An 18,611-nucleotide genomic window follows, 5' to 3' on the forward strand; every position below is an offset into this window, starting at 1 on the left:
TGCTTGCGGCGCTGTCGGTGCTGATCGCCACGATCAACATCGTCGGCGGCTTCCTCGTCACGCGGCGCATGCTCGCCATGTTCCAGAAATCCTGATCGGGCAGGGGTAAACATTATGATGATCGGTATCGTATCGGCCGCCTATATTGCGGCAGCCGTCCTCTTCATCCTCTCGCTCGGCGGGCTTTCGGGCCAGGAAAGCGCCAAGCGCGCCGTCTGGTACGGCATGACGGGCATGGCGCTTGCCATTGTCGCCACGGTCTTCGGACCTGATGTCGGCAACTGGTTCATCATCGCGCTGATGATCGCCGGCGGCGCCGTGCTCGGCCACTTCGTCGCCTCCCGCGTCCAGATGACCGAGATGCCGCAACTCGTTGCAGCACTCCATTCCTTCGTCGGTCTTGCCGCAGTCTTCATCGGCTTCAACGCCCATATCGAAGCGGCTGATGTCGCCGGCCTCGATGCGGCGGCCCGCTCTGCATTGACCGGCTTTGCCGCGATCCTTGCCCACAAGGAACCGGTGGAACTGTCGATCATGAAGGTCGAGGTCTTCCTCGGCGTCTTCATCGGTGCTGTCACCTTCACCGGCTCCGTCATCGCCTTCGGCAAGCTTGCCGGCAAGGTCGACGGCAAGGCCAAGAAGCTGCCGGGCGGTCACCTGCTCAATGCCGGTGCTGCCCTTCTGTCGCTCGTGCTGCTGGTGCTCTACGTCAATGGTGCCGGCACCTGGACGCTGCTTGTCATGACGCTCGCCGCCTTCATCGGCTATCACCTGATCATGGGCATCGGCGGCGCCGACATGCCGGTGGTGGTGTCGATGCTGAACAGCTATTCCGGCTGGGCGGCCGCTGCCATCGGCTTCACGCTCGGCAACGACCTGTTGATCGTCACTGGCGCGCTGGTCGGCTCCTCGGGCGCGATCCTCTCCTACATCATGTGCAAGGCGATGAACCGCTCGTTCCTGTCGGTCATCCTCGGCGGCTTCGGGGCAACCACGGGGCCGGCCATGGAAATCACCGGCGAGCAGATCGCCATTGATGCCGATGGCGTGGCCGCAGCCCTCAACGACGCCGACAGCGTCATCATCGTGCCGGGCTACGGCATGGCGGTGGCGCAGGCGCAGCAATCGGTCTCCGAGCTCACCCGCAAGCTGCGGGCGGCCGGCAAGTCAGTGCGCTTCGCCATTCATCCGGTCGCCGGCCGTCTGCCGGGCCACATGAACGTGCTGCTTGCCGAGGCAAAGGTGCCTTACGACATCGTGCTGGAGATGGACGAGATCAACGAAGACTTCCACGAAACGGATGTCGTCATAGTCATCGGCTCTAACGATATCGTCAATCCGGCCGCCCAGGAAGATCCCAACTCGCCGATATCGGGCATGCCGGTGCTCGAAGTGTGGAAGGCCAAGCAGGTGTTCGTCTCCAAGCGCGGTCAGGGCACCGGTTATTCCGGCATCGAGAACCCACTGTTCTACAAGGACAACACCCGCATGTTCTATGGAGATGCGAAGAAGTCCATTGGAACCCTGCTGGCGGCTCTGTGATGCCGCGATGGCGAGGTCGCGTACTGTTGGAAGGTTGGCTGCACGGACGACTGGACCCATAACCCCGACGAGATCGGGTCGCTGTTTAACGCTTCAATAAGTGCGTAACGACCTCCGAGTTGTACTCGCGCGTGAAGTCTTTGCTAAATCCGTTTGACTGAGCGGTGAAGACAATCTCGTCGGTGGCGAAAATCGCCGCCGTGCGGCAGCTATTGTCGATCCGCCGCTAGAATGGAATTAGAGAGATCTTTGATCCGGCCGAAGCGGTTCTCGACTGTGGCGGTTATGGTGTCATGAACGTTCTCACTGGATAGTGGTGAGAACGGCGATAGCGTCGCGGTTGCATCAATCTCGAGACGTTGTTGTCAACGGAAACGGCCGGTTAGCGAACGAACCGGTGTTGGCAGCATGCGCGAAGGCTTTCCCCGTGACTTTACTCAGAAATAGAGATCATCCGCGCTGCGAGCCCTGTTTGGGTGAATAGCTTCCCTCCTCTAGTTCTGTGTTCGCTTGGTACTGAAGATATTCATTCAGCCGTTCAATGGGACTAGACAGGCGATGGCGGCATCAAGCCCGCCTGGCTGAAGATCCACCTCGTTTACGCGCATCGCAGCTTGAAGACCCGCTAGCGCTCCAAGCAGGTGTCCGTCGTGTACCTTGCCCATGTGACCGATCCGGATAAGTATCCCTTCGAGTTCGCCGATACCGCCCCCGAGTTGAACCTTGTGCCTCGAAAGCGCCGTTTCGCGAACCCGATCCGCGAGATTGGGCCTTTTGAACACTATCGTCGTTAAAGAAGGAGAGTTGCTATCGTTATCGCTAAAGAGCGCGATGTCCTTGGATGTGCCCGACCAGGTGCGAACAGCTGCTTTTGCGCATGATGCGATGCGCTGATGTCGCTGATGGACAGCTTCAAGACCTTCTTCGTCGATCAGTCGTAGCGCCTCTTCCAGTCCGTAGAACATCTGCACCGGTGCGGTCCCCGGGAAATTCGATTGACGGCCGTCGACGAGCATTTCGTTCCAGTCCCAATAGGCTTTTGGGAGAGTGGACGAACGTGAGGCAGACAGTGCTTTTTCGCTGACGCCCAAGAAGCAGAGCCCGGCCGGCATCATGAGTCCCTTCTGCACTGCACCGCATGCGACATCGACCTTCCAGGCGTCCATTCGGAAGTCCGCACATCCAAGAGAGGAAATAACGTCGACCAGCAAGAGGGCCGGGTGGCCGGTTCGTTCAAGAACGCGTCGCACCTCGGCAACATCCGTCATAATGCCGGTAGAAGTCTCGCAATGGGTAACCAGGATCCCCTTAGTTCTCCCGCCGAGGTCTGCCCGCAGCTCTCGCTCCAACTGTTCGAAATTGACGCCGTGTCTTCGATCGCATTTGTGCTGAACCGTCTTGAGGCCGAATTTTCGGGCATACCTTGCCCAGGCGTCGCCGAAATACCCTAACGAAAGCGAGAGCAGTTCGTCACCGGGCGAGAACAGGTTGACGAGCGCAGTCTCCCAGGCGCCATGCCCGGTTGCGGGCATGACAACGATACTGCTTTCGGTCTTGAGGACCTTTCCCAGCCCGTTCAGGCAGCCCTGTCTTATCCGGTAAAATTCCGACCCACGATAATCGATGACCGGGCGTCGCATGGCCTCGAGCACGCTCGATGGTATGTTTGTTGGTCCGGGATTGTTGAACAATACATCTTGGAGAGACATGGTGCGTCTTTTCTCTCAGTCCAGCGACCGGAAGAGATCGAACTGCGAAAACAGGGAGGGAACACCACCCGTGTGCAAGAAGCAGCATGCTTCGTCATTCGGGATGTAACCGTTTTCCGATAGCTCCAGGAACGCTGCGGCGGTTTTCGCAGTGTAGACGAATTCCGTCAGGATACCTTCCGTGCGCGCCAGCATTATAAGGGCGCGCTCGGCATCGGGGGATGGTCGGCCATATCCGTCACCCAGATAGTCCATATGGTAGTGGATTGGCAGTTCTTCGAACGATGGTGCCTGCAGCTGCGTGTTGGATTTCAAGTCGTCGTAAATGCGAGCAACCCGCGCGGCAAGTTCAGCCTGACCGTATTCTACGCTGACAAGATGCACCGCGAATGGATTGCCGAGAAGCGCATTGCCGAAAAGAAAGCCCGCTTCAGTTGGTCCCATTGACCCGCTCAGGAAAACGTGGCGCAACGCGATGCCATCAGCCTCGGCCTGGTCATGAAGTTCCTGGGCTGCAACTGTATAGCCGAGCGCACCAACGACGGCATCACCGACGATATAGGGTTTGCGTCCGGCAGCGCGTAATTCTTCTGCTGCAGTTGCGACAGCGCCGGCGCGCTGGTCCTCCCCGAGGCGGCCGAGGAAACGAACCTCTGCTCCAAATAGCCTGTTCAGAAATGATTGCTGCTTGGCGGTTTCCGATGCGTCTGAATTGTGGATGACGACGCAATCCAAACCGTGCATCGCCGCAGCAGCGGCGGTGAGCCGGCATAGGTTCGACATTGCACCGCCAGCCACCACCAAAACGTCCGATCCGGATTCGATAGCGGCGCCCAGCCAGAACTCCAGGCTGCGAACCTTGTTGCCGCCGAGTGCGGTCTCCATGTGATCGTCGCGTTTAATGTAAAGCCCGCCTCGACCCAGCAGCTTTTCGACATTCTTCAGTCGCCGAAACGGTGTCGGATGGTCGAGCATGATTTGCCTCGGCCTGTTGATAGGCAAAGTACGTCCCAGCATTGAAATGCTCCGAAAGATGTTGATTTCTATCTTGTAGGTCGCGCCCGACGAACTTGATCAAGGTAGTTGTATATCGAGTACTTAGAGACATTCAGACGGCCGGAGACAATCTCCACCGATCCCTTGACTCGAAATACGTCCTTATCTTCAAGTCGACGGACGATATCGAGGCGATATTCTTTTCCGGATAGCCTCTCTCGACCGCCCTTGTTAGTGAACGCCTCTGCGATGATCCCATCGACGAGCCGCCCTATATCGTCGTCGGTGCTTGGTTCCTCAGCTCTTGGCTGCCCCTCGATGCCGCAATATGTCTGAAGGACGTCGATGCTTGAGATGAGATGTTCGATGCAGTAGTCGATCTTTAGCAATCCAATCTCTTCGCCCGATGATGCGTCCGTTATGGCTGTCAGCGAAGAACTCAGGCGCCGGCCATCAGGCGTGGAACCAGTGAATTGCAGGCGCGGGGCGCGGTTGCGTGTTTCTTGACGAAACTTATCCAACAACGCGGCCGGCAGCCGCGATCCATGGGGTATTTCCATGACGTGGCCCAAGGACGCCCGCATTTGAGCCACGCCATCTCGCAGTTCATAAAGTGATGCTTGGCAATTCGATCCGAACTGGGCGACGATTGTCGCCATTACGTTCATGGTGGTGTCGAATTGGGGCAACTCCCGGACCTCAAGCTGGACGGTCTCGTTGTGCTTCCGTTTTGGCATGAGTGATCCTTTCTAAACTCTGACCCGCTGCCCTCTGGTGGCCCTCTTTTCCAACCGGTCAACCAGCATGAGTACAGGAAAACAGAAAGAAAAATAGAGAGTTCCGGCAAGTGTGTAGATGTACAGAATGTCTCCGGGGAACCGAACAATCTGAATTTCGGATTGGCGCATCAATTCGACGATGCCAACGACGGAAACGATTGAGGTCGCCTTGATCAAAGTGACGTACAGTCCCCCCAAAGATGGCAGGATGAGGCCAACGCTCTGTGGAAGGACGATGAGCCGCAGTGTTTTGACTCGATCGAAACCAAGTGAAAAGGCAGCCTCCCATTGGCCGCGCGGTATAGCGCGAATGGCGCCGCTGACAATTTCCGTGACATAGCTCGAAGTATAAATGCCAAGGCCGATCGAAGCCGCGGTCCATGAATCGAACTGAAATATCCACCATCCGGTGTTCGGCAACACAAAGTAGATGACATAAAGCTGAACCAGAAATGGCGTTCCACGTAATAGGTGAAGATAGGCGCCGATTAGTGGTGTGGCAAACCTGACACTTTGACCACGAACGATACCGAGCGTCGTGCCAAGGATCGATCCCCAGGCGACGCCTGCCAATGCCAACTGCAGTGTCTCAATGAAGCCCGAGATTAGCGCGGGCCAGACGCTGACAAGAACGGTAACAGGATGGCTCATACCGATGTCCTCCAGCCCCTTCCGGCCAAACGCCGTTCCACGACCTTGGAAATGCCAACCATAGCGAGGTAGAAGACGAAGAATATAAAAGCGACCGAAAGGAAGCCCTCGTTGGGGCGCACAAGATCGCTATTGAGGAGCATCCCTGCGCTGACGATATCAAAAACAGTGATCAGCGACAGAAGAGAGGTGTCTTTGATCAGAATGGCAGTTTGTCCAAGCAGGGCGGGGATCGTGTTGACGATGCCTTGCGGAAGAATGACGTAGCGATACTGCTGCCACGTCGTCATCCCTACAGCGATCGCGCCTTCGCGTTGACCGCGCGGCACCGACAGGATGCCAGACCGTATGATTTCGGCCATGTAGGCAGCGGTGTGAACCGTAAGTGCAATGGTCCCGAGCGCTATTTCCGGCACTCCTCCCAAAATTGGGAAAGCGGCAGGAAGGCCAAAGTACACGATGTAAATCTGCAGAAGCAGCGGAGTAGAGCGGATGACCTGGATGTATGAATTAGCGGTATAGACCAAGGATCGTCGGCTTGAGATCTTCATCAGTGCAATCACAAAGCCGAGCGCAAACGAAGCAAGAAGGCTAATGCCCGCGGCAATTATCGTATTGGCGATGCCCAGCACGAACTGATCTTGATATTGGAGAATAAACCTAAAATTGAAGACAGATTGAATGGAGTTCCAAGCGTCCGGCATCGTTTCCCTCCGGAGAGAAGTCGATTTCGGCAGTACTTGCTCCTGCCGAAATGGGAGTGGCGTACTACTTGTGATCCTTTTCCCAGTCCGTGGTGGTCCACCAGTATTCGATCAACTTGTCGAGCTTCTTGTCGGCTGTCCGCAATTCGATCCAGTTGTCCATCCAAAACTTCAGCTGGATGTTTTCCTTACGAGCGGCGAACGCCAATGGTTCACGGGTGATAACCCCTTCCAAAGGCCGCAGATTATCAAAACCGGTAGAATAGGCCGCCACATTCGAAGCACTCGATACTGCTGCGTCCACCCGACCAGACGACACTGCTTGGGCGGTTGCAGGCCCACTGGCGAATTCCTTTGCGGTCGCGTCGGGCATGAATTCCTTGATCGCCGTGACGTAGGTGCCCCCTTGCGTGCCGCCAACGTTCAGCCCGCTGACGTTCAATTCCTGCCAGGTTTTGTAGGGGCTGTTCTTCTGCACGAATGCGATTGTGTCTTGATAGAAGAACGGGCGCGAGAAGAGCAACTGAGTGGTGCGCTGCGGAGTGGGGGTCATGTCGGCTGCAATGATGTCGAACTTGTGGGACAATAGCGCTGGAATGAGGCCCTTCCAGTCGTAGTCCTGGATCACCAGTTTCACGTTCAGATCAGCTGCCATCATCTTCACGATGTCGATGGCGAGCCCGGTGCGTTCGCCGTTCTTGTCTATGAAGCTGACCGGCTCGCCTTGTGTCTGTACGCCGACGCGAAGCTCGCCTCGCTGAAGAATATCGTCCATGATATCAGCGTGCGCTGACGGCGCGAGGAATAGGGCCACTACCGCGATTGCCCGGGCGGCGATCGATTTAACAAGCTGTTTCATTTTGTTCCCCTTTGCGTTGAGTTCTTCGGCGTGAATGCTCATGCCGACCCAACAAGCGAAACGAATCTCCTTGTCCGTTCGCTTGTCGCGTTCTGAAAAATCTGTTCGGGCGTACCGATCTCGACTATCGCGCCCGCGTCCATAAAGACGATGCGATCCGCGACTTCTCGAGCGAAGTTCATCTCGTGGGTAACGACCGCCATGGTCATGCCGTCGTTCGCAAGCTCGCGCATCAGATCGAGGATTCCGCCAACTGTTTCAGGGTCGAGTGCCGAGGTTGCCTCGTCGAACAACATCACTTGCGGCTGCATGGCGAGTGCTCGAGCGATCGCAACCCTCTGCTGCTGGCCGCCGGAGAGCTGGGCCGGATATGCGTGGGCACGGTCCAGCATGCCGACACGGGCAAGGTATTTGGCCGCAGCAACCTCCGCCTCGGCCGTGGGTACGCGCTTCACTGCGACCTGAGGCAAAACAACATTTCGCAATGCCGTCATGTGAAGGAAGAGATTGAAATGCTGGAAGACCATACCGACTCTCGCGCGAAAAGCGGGCAAGTTGGTGGCTTGATCGGTTACTGTCTCACTGTTGACAACGATTTTCCCACTGTCGATCGTCTCAAGCGCGTTGATCGATCGAAGGAGGGTGCTCTTCCCTGATCCGGATGGACCGATGATGACAACGACCTCGCCGCGCGCAATTGTCAACGAGACCCCGCGCAGTGCATGCATCCCGGGCCCATTGCCGGTCTCAGGATACCGCTTGTCAACGTTTTCGATCTGAATCGATGCGGAGGACGACTCCCGCTTATCTGTACTGGAACTGAGCAAGGTTTCCTCCTCCTGAAGTTGCTCGGTTATGGCGGCCTTTCAAATTGTTGTCAAATTTTTTTTAAGCTACAAATTTTTTAGATTAGTTGCGCAGCCCATTTCGCAACACGCCTAGTGACCTGCCGCCTGGTTCTAGAGGCCGCGGGTTCTCAAGAAGCGCAGTCATGAATGCATTTAACGCACAGAAGATCGGGAAGCCTGATGGTTCCACTTCGTCAACTTATGCAAGGGCGTGACGTGTCGGGTAGGGTGCTAGCAGAATGCTATCTTGGATAGAGCGGCCGGCGCTTCCATACGAGCACAAGATGCGGGCTTGCTTTCGGAGCCCGGTACACCCAGTTAGTGTGCACCTTCAAACCCGCCGGCTTCAACGAAGCGGACATATGCGCGACATTGCCACGGGTGTGGGGGCAAGGCCACATCGAAAGGCGATCGCCTGTGTGTGAAGCGGTGGCGCTTTGCGCGTATTCAATCAGTTCGTTCTATTCCATGACAGACCGTGCAGCTTTTGCTCAATGTTGCGCGCGCAGGTCTTCACGCTTTCAACCATTTCGGATCGATCGAACTGCTCGCTGGCCGCTTGGGGCGCAACGGCCGCAACGCTGCCGATTACACGCCCGCCGGCATCAAGGACTGGGGCGGCAATGCCGATGAGGCCGGTGTGGAACTGATTAGACGACATCGCGAATCCGTCCTTCTTGATCGCCTTCAACTGTTTGCGCACAGCCGTCCAGTCGGCACCCATTTGCGCCGCGAACGCATCGCGGTCCTCGAGCGCCGTTATGTAGAGTTCGCGCATACGTCCCATCGGAAGATGAGCCAGTATGACGAGTGAGGCTGGGCCCTGGAAAAGTGGAAACGGCATTCCTCTTGCCCGTTTCAGCCGAACTTCAGAGTCTGCGCGGACCTCCTGATGGATGCATAGAACGATGTCGCGCGCCAAATTGCAAAGAAGCAGCGCATCCCAGCGAAAATCTCGCAGGCATTCCGCCATGGCCGGCCGGCCGGCGGCAATCAGCGGATCTGATAGCTGGATCTGGCGGTCGAGCTGAACGATTCTCGGACCCAAGCAGAAGTCGCTGTTTCCCAGCCTCAGCAAAAGACCGGCTTCGCATAGCGTCTTGAGGTATCGGTAAGCCGTCGCCCGGGTCAGGCCGAGTTCTGCCGCGATATCTGGCGCGCTTATTACCGGCCGCTCAATCGAAAAAAGATCCAGAGCATTGAGCATCTTCGATCCGCTTGAGCGGGAATCGTTCTTTTCGGTATCGGCGAGATCCGCTTTTTCCAACTCAGGCGCCACTGGCCACTCCATGCGATTCCTCCCGCAGCATTGGATGCATTCTAGACGATGGGGCTCCAGACGCAAATAAATAATCGCATAATATAGGAAAAGAGATAAAATCTCATTTTATGCGATTTTGCGTTGACAATTGCGGCCTGCAGACCTAGGCTTGCCGCATTATCTGGGAGGCTAAAGTGAAAATTCTGCATGGCAAACTCTCCCCGTTCGTTCGCAAGGCAATGATCTGTGCAATCGAAAAGGGGTTGGAAAATCGCGTTGAGATCGAGCCGGCTGCGGTCGGTCAGGGCAAGATCAATGAGGATCTGCTCAAGCTTAATCCCACAGGGAAGATTCCGACCCTGATAACGGATGATGGTGACGCGATCTACGATTCCTTGGTCATTTGTGACTATCTCGATTCCGTTGTCGCCGAACCCCGTTTCGTCCCGGCAGAGCAAAGGGAGCGTACCCGTGCCCTGACGATGAACGCTGCAGCAGATGGTCTGATCGTGGCTGGTGTGCTGGCCATGCTTGAAAAAGGCAAGCCAGCCGAGCGCCAGTGGCCCGAGTTTGAAGCGGCGCAGTGGGCAAAGGTAGAGCATTGTATCGGTGCTATCGACAAAGCTCGAGCAGAGCGTGGCGACAAGTTCGATATCGGCGCCGCAGCCGCGCTGTGTGCTCTCGGCTGGCTCGATGCCCGAGCTCAGCACATCGATTGGCGTGGCCGCTACGCGGCACTTGCCACGTGGGCCGACGCACACGACAGCCGTGACTCGGTTTCGCGGACGCGTCCACCCAAGTCCTGAAACAAGCACTCCATTTCGAAAGGACAAACCTATGATTTTCGACGTTAGGAAACCGGAACTCGAAGCGATCATCCTGCCGGGTGCGGTGATGGAGACGATTGCCGAGGGCTACAAGCTCACCGAAGGCATCATCTGGCATCACAAGGATGACTATCTCATCTATTCCGACATGGCCCATGGAAAGGTCTACAAATGGAAGGACGGTGAGGGCGTTAGCGTCATCAAGACGCCGAGCAACATCACCAACGGCAATTTCGTCGATGCCGAAGGTCGGATCATAAGCTGCGAGCATGCCACGAGCCGAGTCACGCGCATGGAACCGGACGGCCGGTATATGAGCACGCTAGCCACGCATTTCGACGGTAAAGAGCTGAACAGCCCGAACGATATCATCGCCGACAGCAAGGGCCGTATCTGGTTTACCGATCCTGCCTATGGCCGAACAAGCCCGGCTGCCGGCCTCGCCCGTCCGCAGCAGCTTGATTATCAAGGCGTCTACCGTCTCGATCCGGATGGAACGCTGACGCTGCTTGCAAAGGATTTCGGTCAGCCGAACGGTCTCTGCCTCGAGCCGGGCGAAGGCTCACTTCTCGTCAACGACACGCCGCGCGACCACATCCGGCGTTTCAAGGTGGATGACGACGGCACCCTTTCGGGTGGTGAAGTGATTGCCGAGCTCAAGGGGGAGGAACCAGGCAAGGCCGACGGCCTGAAGGTCGATGAAGAAGGCCGTATCTATTGCACAGGTCCCGGCGGCGTACATGTGTTTGCTGTTTCCGGTGAACTCCTCGGCGTGATCCGAACGCCCGATCAGTGCCGGAATTTTTGCTTTGGAGGCTCGGATCGCTCGGAGCTCTACTTTGCAACGTCCTCCGCGATCTTCCGGTTGAAGACGAAAACGCGCGGGGTGGCATTTTTCTAGTTTGGCAAATGAAAATGGGAGGAGGAGATTATGCGTAAACTGAAGTGGAATGCTCTTTGTTTGGCGGGTCTACTTGCTTTAGCAGGATTGCCTGCGCACGCGGAGACCTATCCAAGCCGCACTATTACTCTGATTGCACCTTTCGCGCCCGGCGGGGCGAGCGACGTTCTGGCGCGAACGCTGGCAGATGGGCTAAGCAAAGAGCTGAAGCAATCTGTGATCGTCGAAAACCATGCCGGCGCCGGCGGAACAATCGGCATCGGCTTGACGGCTGCCGCGAACCCGGACGGTTACACGATCGTGCTTGGCGGCAATGGCTCGTTGGTTTTCTCCGAGGGCGTCTACAAACTCGCTTACAGTGCACGCACGGACTTGCGACCAGTATCGATGATCGGCACCGCTCAGTCCGCCGTTGTGGTCAAGTCTTCGCTTGAGGTCAACACACTTCAGGACCTGGTCAAGCGCTCAAAGGAAGAGCCAAAACTGACATATGGTTCGCCCGGTGTCGGATCGGTTCTCCATCTTGCCGGCGCAATGTTTACCAAGCAGACCGGCGGGCAGCTCGTCCATATCCCCTATAAGGGCTTGGCGCCTGCGCTGACCGATCTTCAGGCGGGCAATATCGACGTTGTCTTCGCCAACATAACGTCACTCGTTCCATTCCTCGAGGGCGATAGGATCAAGCCGCTTGCCGTGATCGACGATCGTCGCTCCAAGCAACTGCCTGACCTGCCAACGGCTTCCGAAGCAGGCGTCAAAGGCGTCTCGATGATAACCTGGTATGGGATAATGGCGCCCGCAAAGGTTCCAGATGACCGGATCAAGGTCCTTGAGGATGCGATCGCCAGCGTCTTGAAGACCGAGGCGTTCAACAAGACGCTCGACACGCAAGGTTTCGACCGTGCGCCAGAGGTTGGCAGCGAAAGCTTTGCCAAGGTCTTGAATGCGGATTTCGACGAGTGGCTTCCACTCATCGCAAGCCTCGGGCTCAAGCCGCAAAACTGATGGCATACTGCCGGCTGCGGAGGGCGGCCGGCATTTTTGCAATGGGAGGCGAACGTGCAACCTGTCACCAGGATTATTTCCGAGTTTATCGCAAACACCAAATGCGAAACGCTGCCGGTGGATTTGCGCCGCAAGGCCGAGACGATCGTCATCGACACCTTTGCTGCGATTGTATCGGGGGCAGGCAGCGAAACTGCCCCCAGCCTGATGCGGTATATTGAAACCGCGGGCATGAGCGGCAACGTGCCCGTGCTCGGTACCGACGTTCAAACGTCGGCGGAGTTGGCGGCTTTCGTCAACGGTACGTTCGGCCATGCGCTGGAATATGACGATGTCTTTTCCATGTTGCCAGGTCACCCCGCCGCCGTGATGGTCGCCGCGATGATCGGTGACATCGCCGCCACAAGAGTTTCGGGAGAGGCGCTCACGGGCGCTTTCATTGTCGGTTATGAGGTCTGTGCGCGGATCGGTATCGCGATGACGCTTGAGCACCACCGGCTGCGGGGCTTCCACGCCACTTCGACACTGGGTGTATTCGCCGCTGCCGCAGCACTTTCCAAGCTGCGCTCATATGACGCCGAGCAAACAGCACGGACGCTTTCTATCGCGGCCTCCTTCTCGTCCGGCCTGCTCGGACAGACAGGCTCCTCCATGAAGCCAGTCCATTCGGGGTGGGCGGCGCGCAATGCGGTCGCCGCCGCCGATCTCGCCCGCAATGGCCTGGATGCTGTCACCGACATCTTTGAAGCGCCACGTGGGTTCTTCAATGCCTATGGGACGCAGAATTCCTGTGTAGAGCGCGTTGTCGAGGATATCGGTGAGCCCTGGGCTATCCTGAAACCAGGCGTCTCGCTCAAAAAGTACCCCTGTTGTTTTGCCGCCCATCGCGGCATCGAGGCAGTTCTTCATCTGCGAAAGGAACATGATCTACACTTCGCCGACGTGAAACATATTGAGTGCCGGTTGCCGCCAAAGGGTCTTGTCAACATGGTCTACACGAGACCCAGGACAGGCCTCCAAGCAAAGTTCAGCATGGAGTACGCCTTCCTCGCGGCGCTGCATGATGGCGAGGCGACCCTCTCGACCTTCTCCGATGGCGCGGTCCAGCGTGAGGTCATGCAGAACAATCTACACATGGTCAGCAATGTCGAAGATCCCGCCTGCGAAGAGGGCCTCGGTGAGGCAAGCGGCGAGATCTCCGGTGCGCGCGGCCACGTGCAGATAACAATCACCACGAAATCGGGCAAATCCTACGTTCGCAAGGTCGCCCATGCGCCGGGTACACCCGTTAGCCCGCTTTCTCCTGCCGATCTGCGCGAAAAGATCGGCATCTGTGCCAATCACGCCGGCATGTCCCGCGAGCAGGCCGCAGACCTCGAAACGCAATTGCTTTCGTATGGAGAAAAGGACGATTTGAAGCAGCTTCTCGGTGTCCTTGGTCGGAAAGACCCGGACCAAAATCGCCATGTTGCTCGAGCGCTTCTCTCGGCACTGCCAGGATTTTCGGAGGTTTGAACCATGAGCACCAGCTTGCTCCGCATAGCAAAGAACAAGGACGTAATCTGCGCAGTCGTCTTCGGAATCCTGGGCACCGGCTTTGTCGTCGACTCCCTCTCGCTCTCGTTTGGCGAGCCGATGGATATGGGCCCCGCATTCTTCCCGCGTATGGTTGGCTGCGCGCTTGTTCTTCTTGCTCTGGCGATCGGAATTAAGGGGGTCGCAAATGTGCTCGCCGAAAAGGGCGAAGACCTAAAGATTGCCTTGCTGCCCGTCCTCTACGTCTTTGTCGCCATCGGTCTCTTTGTCCTCACTTTGCGCAGCCTCGGGTTGATTGTCGCATCGTTGCTACTCGTCGGAGTGACAGGTGTTGCAAGTCGCGACAGGCGCTGGCGGGAGGTCATCCTCATGGCTGCGGTCTTGTCGATCGTTGCCGGTCTCCTCTTCGTTTACGGACTCGGCCTACAGGCGCCGTTGCTCCCGTGGAGATAAATTATGGATATCATTTCTAATCTCGCTTACGGGTTCAGTGTCGCCTTCAGCCTGAACAATCTTGGCTTTGCCTTCATCGGCGTGCTTTTGGGAACGCTTGTCGGCGTGCTGCCAGGCATCGGCCCTGTGGCGACCATTTCGATGTTGCTGCCGATCACCTATGTGCTTTCGCCAGTCACCGGCATCATCATGCTCGCCGGTATTTACTACGGCGCCCAGTACGGCGGTTCGACGACGGCTATCCTGGTAAATCTACCCGGTGAGAGCTCGTCGGTCGTTACCGCCATCGATGGCCACCAGATGGCCAAGCGTGGTGAGGCTGGAGCAGCCCTTGTCGTCGCCGCGCTCGGCTCACTGTTTGCAGGCATTGTCGGAACGATCCTCATCGCGGCATTCGGGCCAGTCCTTGCACAGGTCGCCTTCGCCTTCGGTGCGCCGGAGTATTTCTCCCTGGTGGTTCTCGGCCTGCTCGGTTCTGTCGTCCTTGCGCATGGATCGGCAATGAAGGCGATCGCCATGATCATGCTCGGGCTCTTGTTCGGGACGGTGGGCACCGACGTAAATTCGGGTGCATCGCGCTTCACCTTTGGCAACCTCAATCTCATTGACGGCTTCGACATCGCCGTCGTCGCCATGGGCGTGTTCGGGATCGCCGAACTCATGCGTAATATCGAGGACCCGCCGCAACAAAACCTCGTTGCCAACAAGGTCTCAGGACTTTGGTTGTCGGCCAAGCAGTTTAAGGCGGCTGCGTTTGCCGCGATTCGCGGTACGGCGGTCGGCTCTATCCTCGGCCTTTTGCCGGGCGGTGGCGCAGTGTTGTCTTCCTTTGCGAGCTACACGATCGAAAAGAAGGTGGCGCGCGATCCGAGCCGCTTCGGAAAGGGCGCTATAGAGGGTGTCGCCGGACCCGAATCCGCCAACAACGCAGCGGCGCAGACCTCGTTCATTCCAATGCTCACCCTTGGCATTCCCGCCACTTCGACTATGGCGCTCATGATCGGCGCCATGACGGTTCACAACATCCAACCCGGCCCGATGATCATGACTAAGCAGCCCGATCTGTTCTGGGGCCTAATCGCCTCGATGCTCATCGGCAACGTCATCCTGGTCATATTGAACCTTCCACTTGTCGGTATCTGGGTGAAGCTTCTTAAAATCCCATATCGTCTGCTGCTTCCCGCCATTTTGCTATTCTCGGCAATCGGCCTTTACAGTCTGGAGAACTCGACGTTTGACGTCATGGCGGCCTTCGGCTTCGGTCTATTCGGCTACCTTATGGTCCGCTGCGGCTGTGAGCCCGCCCCGTTCGTGCTCGGGTTCATCCTGGGGCCGATGCTCGAGGAAAACCTGAGGCGGGCACTGACGATTTCGCAGGGCGATCCGAGCGTTTTCCTGACCCGGCCGATCAGCCTTTCCCTGCTGGTTGCGGCGGCCGCTCTGCTGGCCCTGCTGGTCGCGCCGGTGTTCCGCAACCGTCGTGAGGAGATTTTCCAGGAAGCGGATTGATTTCTACGTAAATGACACGTCACACGGGAGGAACTGATGACGTATGGAGCAAAACTACTCACTGCCGTCACGGCAATCGGCATGTTGGTGGCCACTGAGGCGTGGGCTGCCAATTACCCGGAACGAACGATTACAATCGTCGTGCCGTACCCGGCGGGCGGAACCATTGACCGGTTGTCCCGCGAATTCGGCGATCACCTCGCCAAGACATGGGGGCAGGCAGTCATCGTGGAGAACCGGGCAGGAGGCAACGGCGCGGTCGGTGTGGAAAATGTCCGCGGTTCTTCGCCCGACGGCTACACACTTTTGGTTGGCGGCGGCTCCACACACTCGATTGGACCTGCGACAGACCAGGAACTGAAGTACGATCCGATCAAGGATTTCTCGACCATCGCCTATCTGGGAGATACGCCGATGGTCATTACCGCTGGTCCATCGGTCGGCGACATGGATTTCAAAGCATTGGTCGCCAAGGCGAAAGCTGCTCCCAAGGAGATCAAATACGGTTCGGTGGGCAACTCCACTGTCCTGGCCGGCGAACTCCTCAACAAGTCGGCAGGGATCGAACTCCGCCACGTCAACTACAAGCAGTTCGGCCCGACGCTCATCGACTTAACCCGAGGCGACATCGATCTCGGGATCAGCTCGCTTTCAATTGTCCTTGGGAACATCCAGCAAAAGATGGTCAAGCCGCTGGCAGTGACATCGAAGGAGCGTTCCAAGCTCATACCGGACGTCCCGGCCGTCGCGGAAACCTATCCGGGCTTTGAGGTTCTGATTTGGTTCGGTCTTTTTGGGCCAGCGGGCCTGCCGGAGGATATCCGGGTCACGTTGCATGATGAGGTATCACAGTTCCAGAAGACGGCTGGACGCGCGGAGAAATGGGAAGCTGAATCCTTCACCTTCCGGGATCGCAGCCTTGCCGACTATGGCACCTTCCTGAAGGAGGACTACACAAAGTGGAAAACGATCGCTGCGGAAGCCGGGATGGCCAAGAAATGAACGAGCGCACCGGCATCGGAGCAACGGCCGCCATTGCGCGGTTCGTATCTACTCTCCGCTCCGAAGATTTCCCCCGGGAGGCTGTTGAACGGGCAAAGATGATCGTCGCCGACAGCTTCGCCTGCATCCTATCGGGTGCAGGCAGCGAAGTCGCGCCGACGATGCTTGCCTATATCGATGAGGCGCCTGGCGGGGCAGTTCCGATCCTTGGCACCACCCGTCGCGCGACGCCGCAACTTGCAGCACTCGTCAACGGAACGTTCGCCGCCGCTCTCGACTATGATGATCTGATGACGCCCGTGCATCCAAGTGCCGTCGTCGTCACTGCGCTGTGCTCGGAACTGGGGGGCGGCACGGTGAGCGGTAAGCGCTTCCTCGAGGCTTATATCGTCGGCATCGAGGTGGGTGCAAAAATTGCATCGGCCATAGGGCGCGGACATTCGGGCCGTGGCTTCCATGCGACCGCGACGCTTTGTGGCTTTTCCTCATTTGCAGCGATCGCCTACCTCAAAGCTCTTTCTGCCACACAGATCGAGCATGGACTGGGCATTGTTGCGACGAACTCAGGTGGCTTGCTCTGCAGCCTCGGCACAATGGCAAAACCATTTCATTCTGGACTAGCCGCTCGACTGGCAGTCGATGCGGAAGCCTTGACGCGATTGGGCTTCACAGCATCGCCTGTCGCCCTTGAGGCTGAACGAGGCTTCTTCGCGGCCTATGGCGACGAGAACTCCGACGCAAACCTGATTGAGGCTTCGCTTGGTCGACCCTGGGCGGTGATCGATCCGGGCGCGACGCTCAAGCGTTTCCCGTCCTGCATAGCCGGACATCGGGCGATGGCTGCAGTCCTGGACCTCAAGAAACTGGGAGCCACTGCGGGAAATGTAGAAAACATCGAGGTAGCGGTAGCACCCGGCGCTCTGCAGCCGCTGATGTACCCCAAGCCGGAGACCGGCCTTCAATCCAAGTTCAGCATGCAATACGCCGTTGCGGCCGCGCTCGTGGACGATCGGGTCGGCATCGTAACGTTCGAAACGGATGCCACTCAGCGTGAGGCGGTCAAGGACGTCATGTCGCGCATTCACGCCTGGGAAGACCCGCAGCAGGCGGTTGAGGATCCGGTTTCTGCCAATCTGAGTTGGGGGTATCGCGGCTATGCCAGGGTGACGGCTACCCTGAAAGATGGTCGTGTGCTGCGCCAGCGGATCGATGTTCCGCCCGGGCATCCGTCGAACCCGCTCGACTGGAGCGATCTGGGCGACAAGATGCGCGACTGCGCGGCCAGCGTTGGACTTCCGCCTGAAAAGGCTGCGCTCGCTTTCGAAGCTCTGCGCGAGCTCGATACGCTACCGGATGTGAATGCCGTGATCGACCACTTGGTCAAGGTCGAGTGAAAGGAGTTTTGCAGATGAAGATTGATCCGTTGGTGCGGGTAACGCACATCGCAGACGCAGCCGACGAACTTGGATTGAGTGTCGGGAGCGGTTCTTGCGGATTGCAGTGGCTGGGTAGATCCGGCGAGATGGCAATCGGCCAGGCTTTCACGATTCATCAAAGGGCTGTCGAAGCGAAGGTCGGTGAAGCTGCTCCGAAATTGCTTCACAAGGATGTCGTGAGCGAACTCGTTCAACCGGGTGATCTGGTGGTAATTCAGGTGGAAGGTGCCACGCGAGGAGCGACATGGGGGGAGGCGCATGCGATGCGTGCCCGTAATCGTGGTGCCGTCGGCGTTTTGATTGATGGCCTTACGCGTGATTTCGATGGTTTGAGGCACCAGGGTTTTTCGGTTCTGTGCCGGGGCGCAACCCCATTCAGAAGTGTGGGCCGCCTAGAGACCGTCAGTATTCGCAGCTCCGTTGAGATCGACGGCGTGTGCATCAAACATGGCGACGTCGTGGCGATCGACGCCGACGGCTTCATGTGCCTGCCGGCTGAAAATGCTGACATCATTCTTACCAGAGCAAGTGATATCGCTCGCAAGGAACAAGCACGTGACAACGAACTGAAGCGTTCTGCATTGTGAGTCTCT

Annotated in this window: 19 protein-coding genes; 11 read left to right on the plus strand and 8 right to left on the minus strand. The window is 57.5% G+C overall.

Annotated elements, in window-relative coordinates:
• Both BLU15_RS29190 and BLU15_RS29195 read left to right on the plus strand, forming a co-directional pair.
• Nucleotides 1–95, plus strand: a 95-nt coding sequence (locus tag BLU15_RS29190) for a proton-translocating transhydrogenase family protein (RefSeq protein WP_143034285.1), incomplete at its 5' end; no start/stop codon positions are given.
• Nucleotides 96–114: 19 nt separating this feature from the next.
• A complete protein-coding gene (locus BLU15_RS29195) occupies nt 115–1,542 on the plus strand; it encodes an NAD(P)(+) transhydrogenase (Re/Si-specific) subunit beta (protein WP_090300212.1) in 1,428 nt (475 codons plus the stop codon).
• Between the two features lie 530 nt (nt 1,543–2,072).
• Here the strand turns inward: BLU15_RS29195 and BLU15_RS29200 are convergent.
• The 8 genes from BLU15_RS29200 to BLU15_RS29235 form a co-directional block, all read right to left on the minus strand.
• Complete coding sequence (locus tag BLU15_RS29200; protein ID WP_090300214.1) at nt 2,073–3,251, minus strand: pyridoxal-phosphate-dependent aminotransferase family protein; 1,179 nt, start codon at nt 3,249–3,251, stop codon at nt 2,073–2,075.
• A 15-nt stretch (nt 3,252–3,266) separates the two neighbouring features.
• Nucleotides 3,267–4,226 carry a pyridoxal-phosphate dependent enzyme gene (locus BLU15_RS29205; protein WP_090300216.1) on the minus strand — a complete coding sequence of 320 codons (960 nt, stop codon included), beginning with the start codon at nt 4,224–4,226 and terminating at the stop codon, nt 3,267–3,269.
• A 68-nt stretch (nt 4,227–4,294) separates the two neighbouring features.
• Nucleotides 4,295–4,984 carry a helix-turn-helix domain-containing protein gene (locus tag BLU15_RS29210; RefSeq protein ID WP_090300218.1) on the minus strand — a complete coding sequence of 230 codons (690 nt, stop codon included), beginning with the start codon at nt 4,982–4,984 and terminating at the stop codon, nt 4,295–4,297.
• A gap of 12 nt (nt 4,985–4,996) precedes the next feature.
• On the minus strand, nt 4,997–5,677 hold the full coding sequence (locus BLU15_RS29215; RefSeq protein WP_090300220.1) for an amino acid ABC transporter permease: 681 nt from the start codon (nt 5,675–5,677) through the stop codon (nt 4,997–4,999).
• Nucleotides 5,674–6,381 carry an amino acid ABC transporter permease gene (locus BLU15_RS29220; RefSeq protein WP_090300223.1) on the minus strand — a complete coding sequence of 236 codons (708 nt, stop codon included), beginning with the start codon at nt 6,379–6,381 and terminating at the stop codon, nt 5,674–5,676. The genes BLU15_RS29215 and BLU15_RS29220 overlap by 4 nt, the downstream gene beginning before the upstream one ends.
• Nucleotides 6,382–6,445: 64 nt before the next feature.
• Nucleotides 6,446–7,240, minus strand: coding sequence for an ABC transporter substrate-binding protein (locus tag BLU15_RS29225; protein ID WP_090300374.1), 795 nt, complete (start codon nt 7,238–7,240; stop codon nt 6,446–6,448).
• A gap of 38 nt (nt 7,241–7,278) precedes the next feature.
• Complete coding sequence (locus tag BLU15_RS29230) at nt 7,279–8,067, minus strand: amino acid ABC transporter ATP-binding protein (protein ID WP_305765357.1); 789 nt, start codon at nt 8,065–8,067, stop codon at nt 7,279–7,281.
• 472 nt (nt 8,068–8,539) lie between these two features.
• Nucleotides 8,540–9,379 (minus strand): IclR family transcriptional regulator, encoded by an 840-nt coding sequence (locus BLU15_RS29235; protein WP_090300224.1) that lies wholly within the window; start codon nt 9,377–9,379, stop codon nt 8,540–8,542.
• Between the two features lie 164 nt (nt 9,380–9,543).
• Here BLU15_RS29235 and BLU15_RS29240 point away from each other — a divergent pair, with 164 nt between their 5' ends.
• Genes BLU15_RS29240 through BLU15_RS29280 form a run of 9 tightly spaced genes read left to right on the plus strand, consistent with a single transcriptional unit; the run spans nt 9,544 to nt 18,605 of the window.
• Nucleotides 9,544–10,155 (plus strand): glutathione S-transferase family protein, encoded by a 612-nt coding sequence (locus BLU15_RS29240; protein ID WP_090300226.1) that lies wholly within the window; start codon nt 9,544–9,546, stop codon nt 10,153–10,155.
• A 31-nt stretch (nt 10,156–10,186) separates the two neighbouring features.
• Nucleotides 10,187–11,077: an SMP-30/gluconolactonase/LRE family protein gene (locus BLU15_RS29245; protein WP_090300227.1), complete on the plus strand. Its 891-nt coding sequence runs from the start codon at nt 10,187–10,189 to the stop codon at nt 11,075–11,077.
• 30 nt (nt 11,078–11,107) lie between these two features.
• Nucleotides 11,108–12,082, plus strand: a complete 975-nt coding sequence (locus BLU15_RS29250) for a Bug family tripartite tricarboxylate transporter substrate binding protein (RefSeq protein WP_090300229.1) — start codon at nt 11,108–11,110, stop codon at nt 12,080–12,082.
• 54 nt (nt 12,083–12,136) lie between these two features.
• On the plus strand, nt 12,137–13,597 hold the full coding sequence (locus tag BLU15_RS29255) for an MmgE/PrpD family protein (protein ID WP_176960384.1): 1,461 nt from the start codon (nt 12,137–12,139) through the stop codon (nt 13,595–13,597).
• A 3-nt stretch (nt 13,598–13,600) separates the two neighbouring features.
• Entirely contained in the window at nt 13,601–14,071 is a 471-nt protein-coding gene (locus BLU15_RS29260; RefSeq protein ID WP_090300232.1) for a tripartite tricarboxylate transporter TctB family protein, read from the plus strand.
• Nucleotides 14,072–14,074: 3 nt separating this feature from the next.
• Nucleotides 14,075–15,580, plus strand: a complete 1,506-nt coding sequence (locus BLU15_RS29265; RefSeq protein ID WP_090300234.1) for a tripartite tricarboxylate transporter permease — start codon at nt 14,075–14,077, stop codon at nt 15,578–15,580.
• 36 nt (nt 15,581–15,616) lie between these two features.
• Complete coding sequence (locus BLU15_RS29270) at nt 15,617–16,582, plus strand: Bug family tripartite tricarboxylate transporter substrate binding protein (protein ID WP_090300236.1); 966 nt, start codon at nt 15,617–15,619, stop codon at nt 16,580–16,582.
• The gene (locus tag BLU15_RS29275; RefSeq protein ID WP_090300238.1) at nt 16,579–17,976 is read left to right on the plus strand and encodes an MmgE/PrpD family protein; all 1,398 of its coding nucleotides are present in this window, start codon (nt 16,579–16,581) and stop codon (nt 17,974–17,976) included. The genes BLU15_RS29270 and BLU15_RS29275 overlap by 4 nt, the downstream gene beginning before the upstream one ends.
• Before the next feature lie 14 nt (nt 17,977–17,990).
• Nucleotides 17,991–18,605, plus strand: coding sequence for an RraA family protein (locus BLU15_RS29280; RefSeq protein WP_143034286.1), 615 nt, complete (start codon nt 17,991–17,993; stop codon nt 18,603–18,605).
• Nucleotides 18,606–18,611: the final 6 nt, after the last annotated feature.

The sequence above is a fragment of the Ensifer sp. YR511 genome, assembly GCF_900103045.1.
Classification (GTDB): Bacteria; Pseudomonadota; Alphaproteobacteria; order Rhizobiales; family Rhizobiaceae; genus Ensifer; species Ensifer adhaerens.

Coding starts and splice junctions, on each gene's coding strand:
- BLU15_RS29195 (WP_090300212.1), top strand. CDS start 115: ATGATGATCGGTATCGTATCGGCCGCCTATATTGCGGCAGCCGTCCTC.
- BLU15_RS29200 (WP_090300214.1), bottom strand. CDS start 3,251: ATGTCTCTCCAAGATGTATTGTTCAACAATCCCGGACCAACAAACATA.
- BLU15_RS29205 (WP_090300216.1), bottom strand. CDS start 4,226: ATGCTCGACCATCCGACACCGTTTCGGCGACTGAAGAATGTCGAAAAG.
- BLU15_RS29210 (WP_090300218.1), bottom strand. CDS start 4,984: ATGCCAAAACGGAAGCACAACGAGACCGTCCAGCTTGAGGTCCGGGAG.
- BLU15_RS29215 (WP_090300220.1), bottom strand. CDS start 5,677: ATGAGCCATCCTGTTACCGTTCTTGTCAGCGTCTGGCCCGCGCTAATC.
- BLU15_RS29220 (WP_090300223.1), bottom strand. CDS start 6,381: ATGCCGGACGCTTGGAACTCCATTCAATCTGTCTTCAATTTTAGGTTT.
- BLU15_RS29225 (WP_090300374.1), bottom strand. CDS start 7,240: ATGAAACAGCTTGTTAAATCGATCGCCGCCCGGGCAATCGCGGTAGTG.
- BLU15_RS29235 (WP_090300224.1), bottom strand. CDS start 9,379: ATGGAGTGGCCAGTGGCGCCTGAGTTGGAAAAAGCGGATCTCGCCGAT.
- BLU15_RS29245 (WP_090300227.1), top strand. CDS start 10,187: ATGATTTTCGACGTTAGGAAACCGGAACTCGAAGCGATCATCCTGCCG.
- BLU15_RS29250 (WP_090300229.1), top strand. CDS start 11,108: ATGCGTAAACTGAAGTGGAATGCTCTTTGTTTGGCGGGTCTACTTGCT.
- BLU15_RS29260 (WP_090300232.1), top strand. CDS start 13,601: ATGAGCACCAGCTTGCTCCGCATAGCAAAGAACAAGGACGTAATCTGC.
- BLU15_RS29265 (WP_090300234.1), top strand. CDS start 14,075: ATGGATATCATTTCTAATCTCGCTTACGGGTTCAGTGTCGCCTTCAGC.
- BLU15_RS29270 (WP_090300236.1), top strand. CDS start 15,617: ATGACGTATGGAGCAAAACTACTCACTGCCGTCACGGCAATCGGCATG.
- BLU15_RS29275 (WP_090300238.1), top strand. CDS start 16,579: ATGAACGAGCGCACCGGCATCGGAGCAACGGCCGCCATTGCGCGGTTC.
- BLU15_RS29280 (WP_143034286.1), top strand. CDS start 17,991: ATGAAGATTGATCCGTTGGTGCGGGTAACGCACATCGCAGACGCAGCC.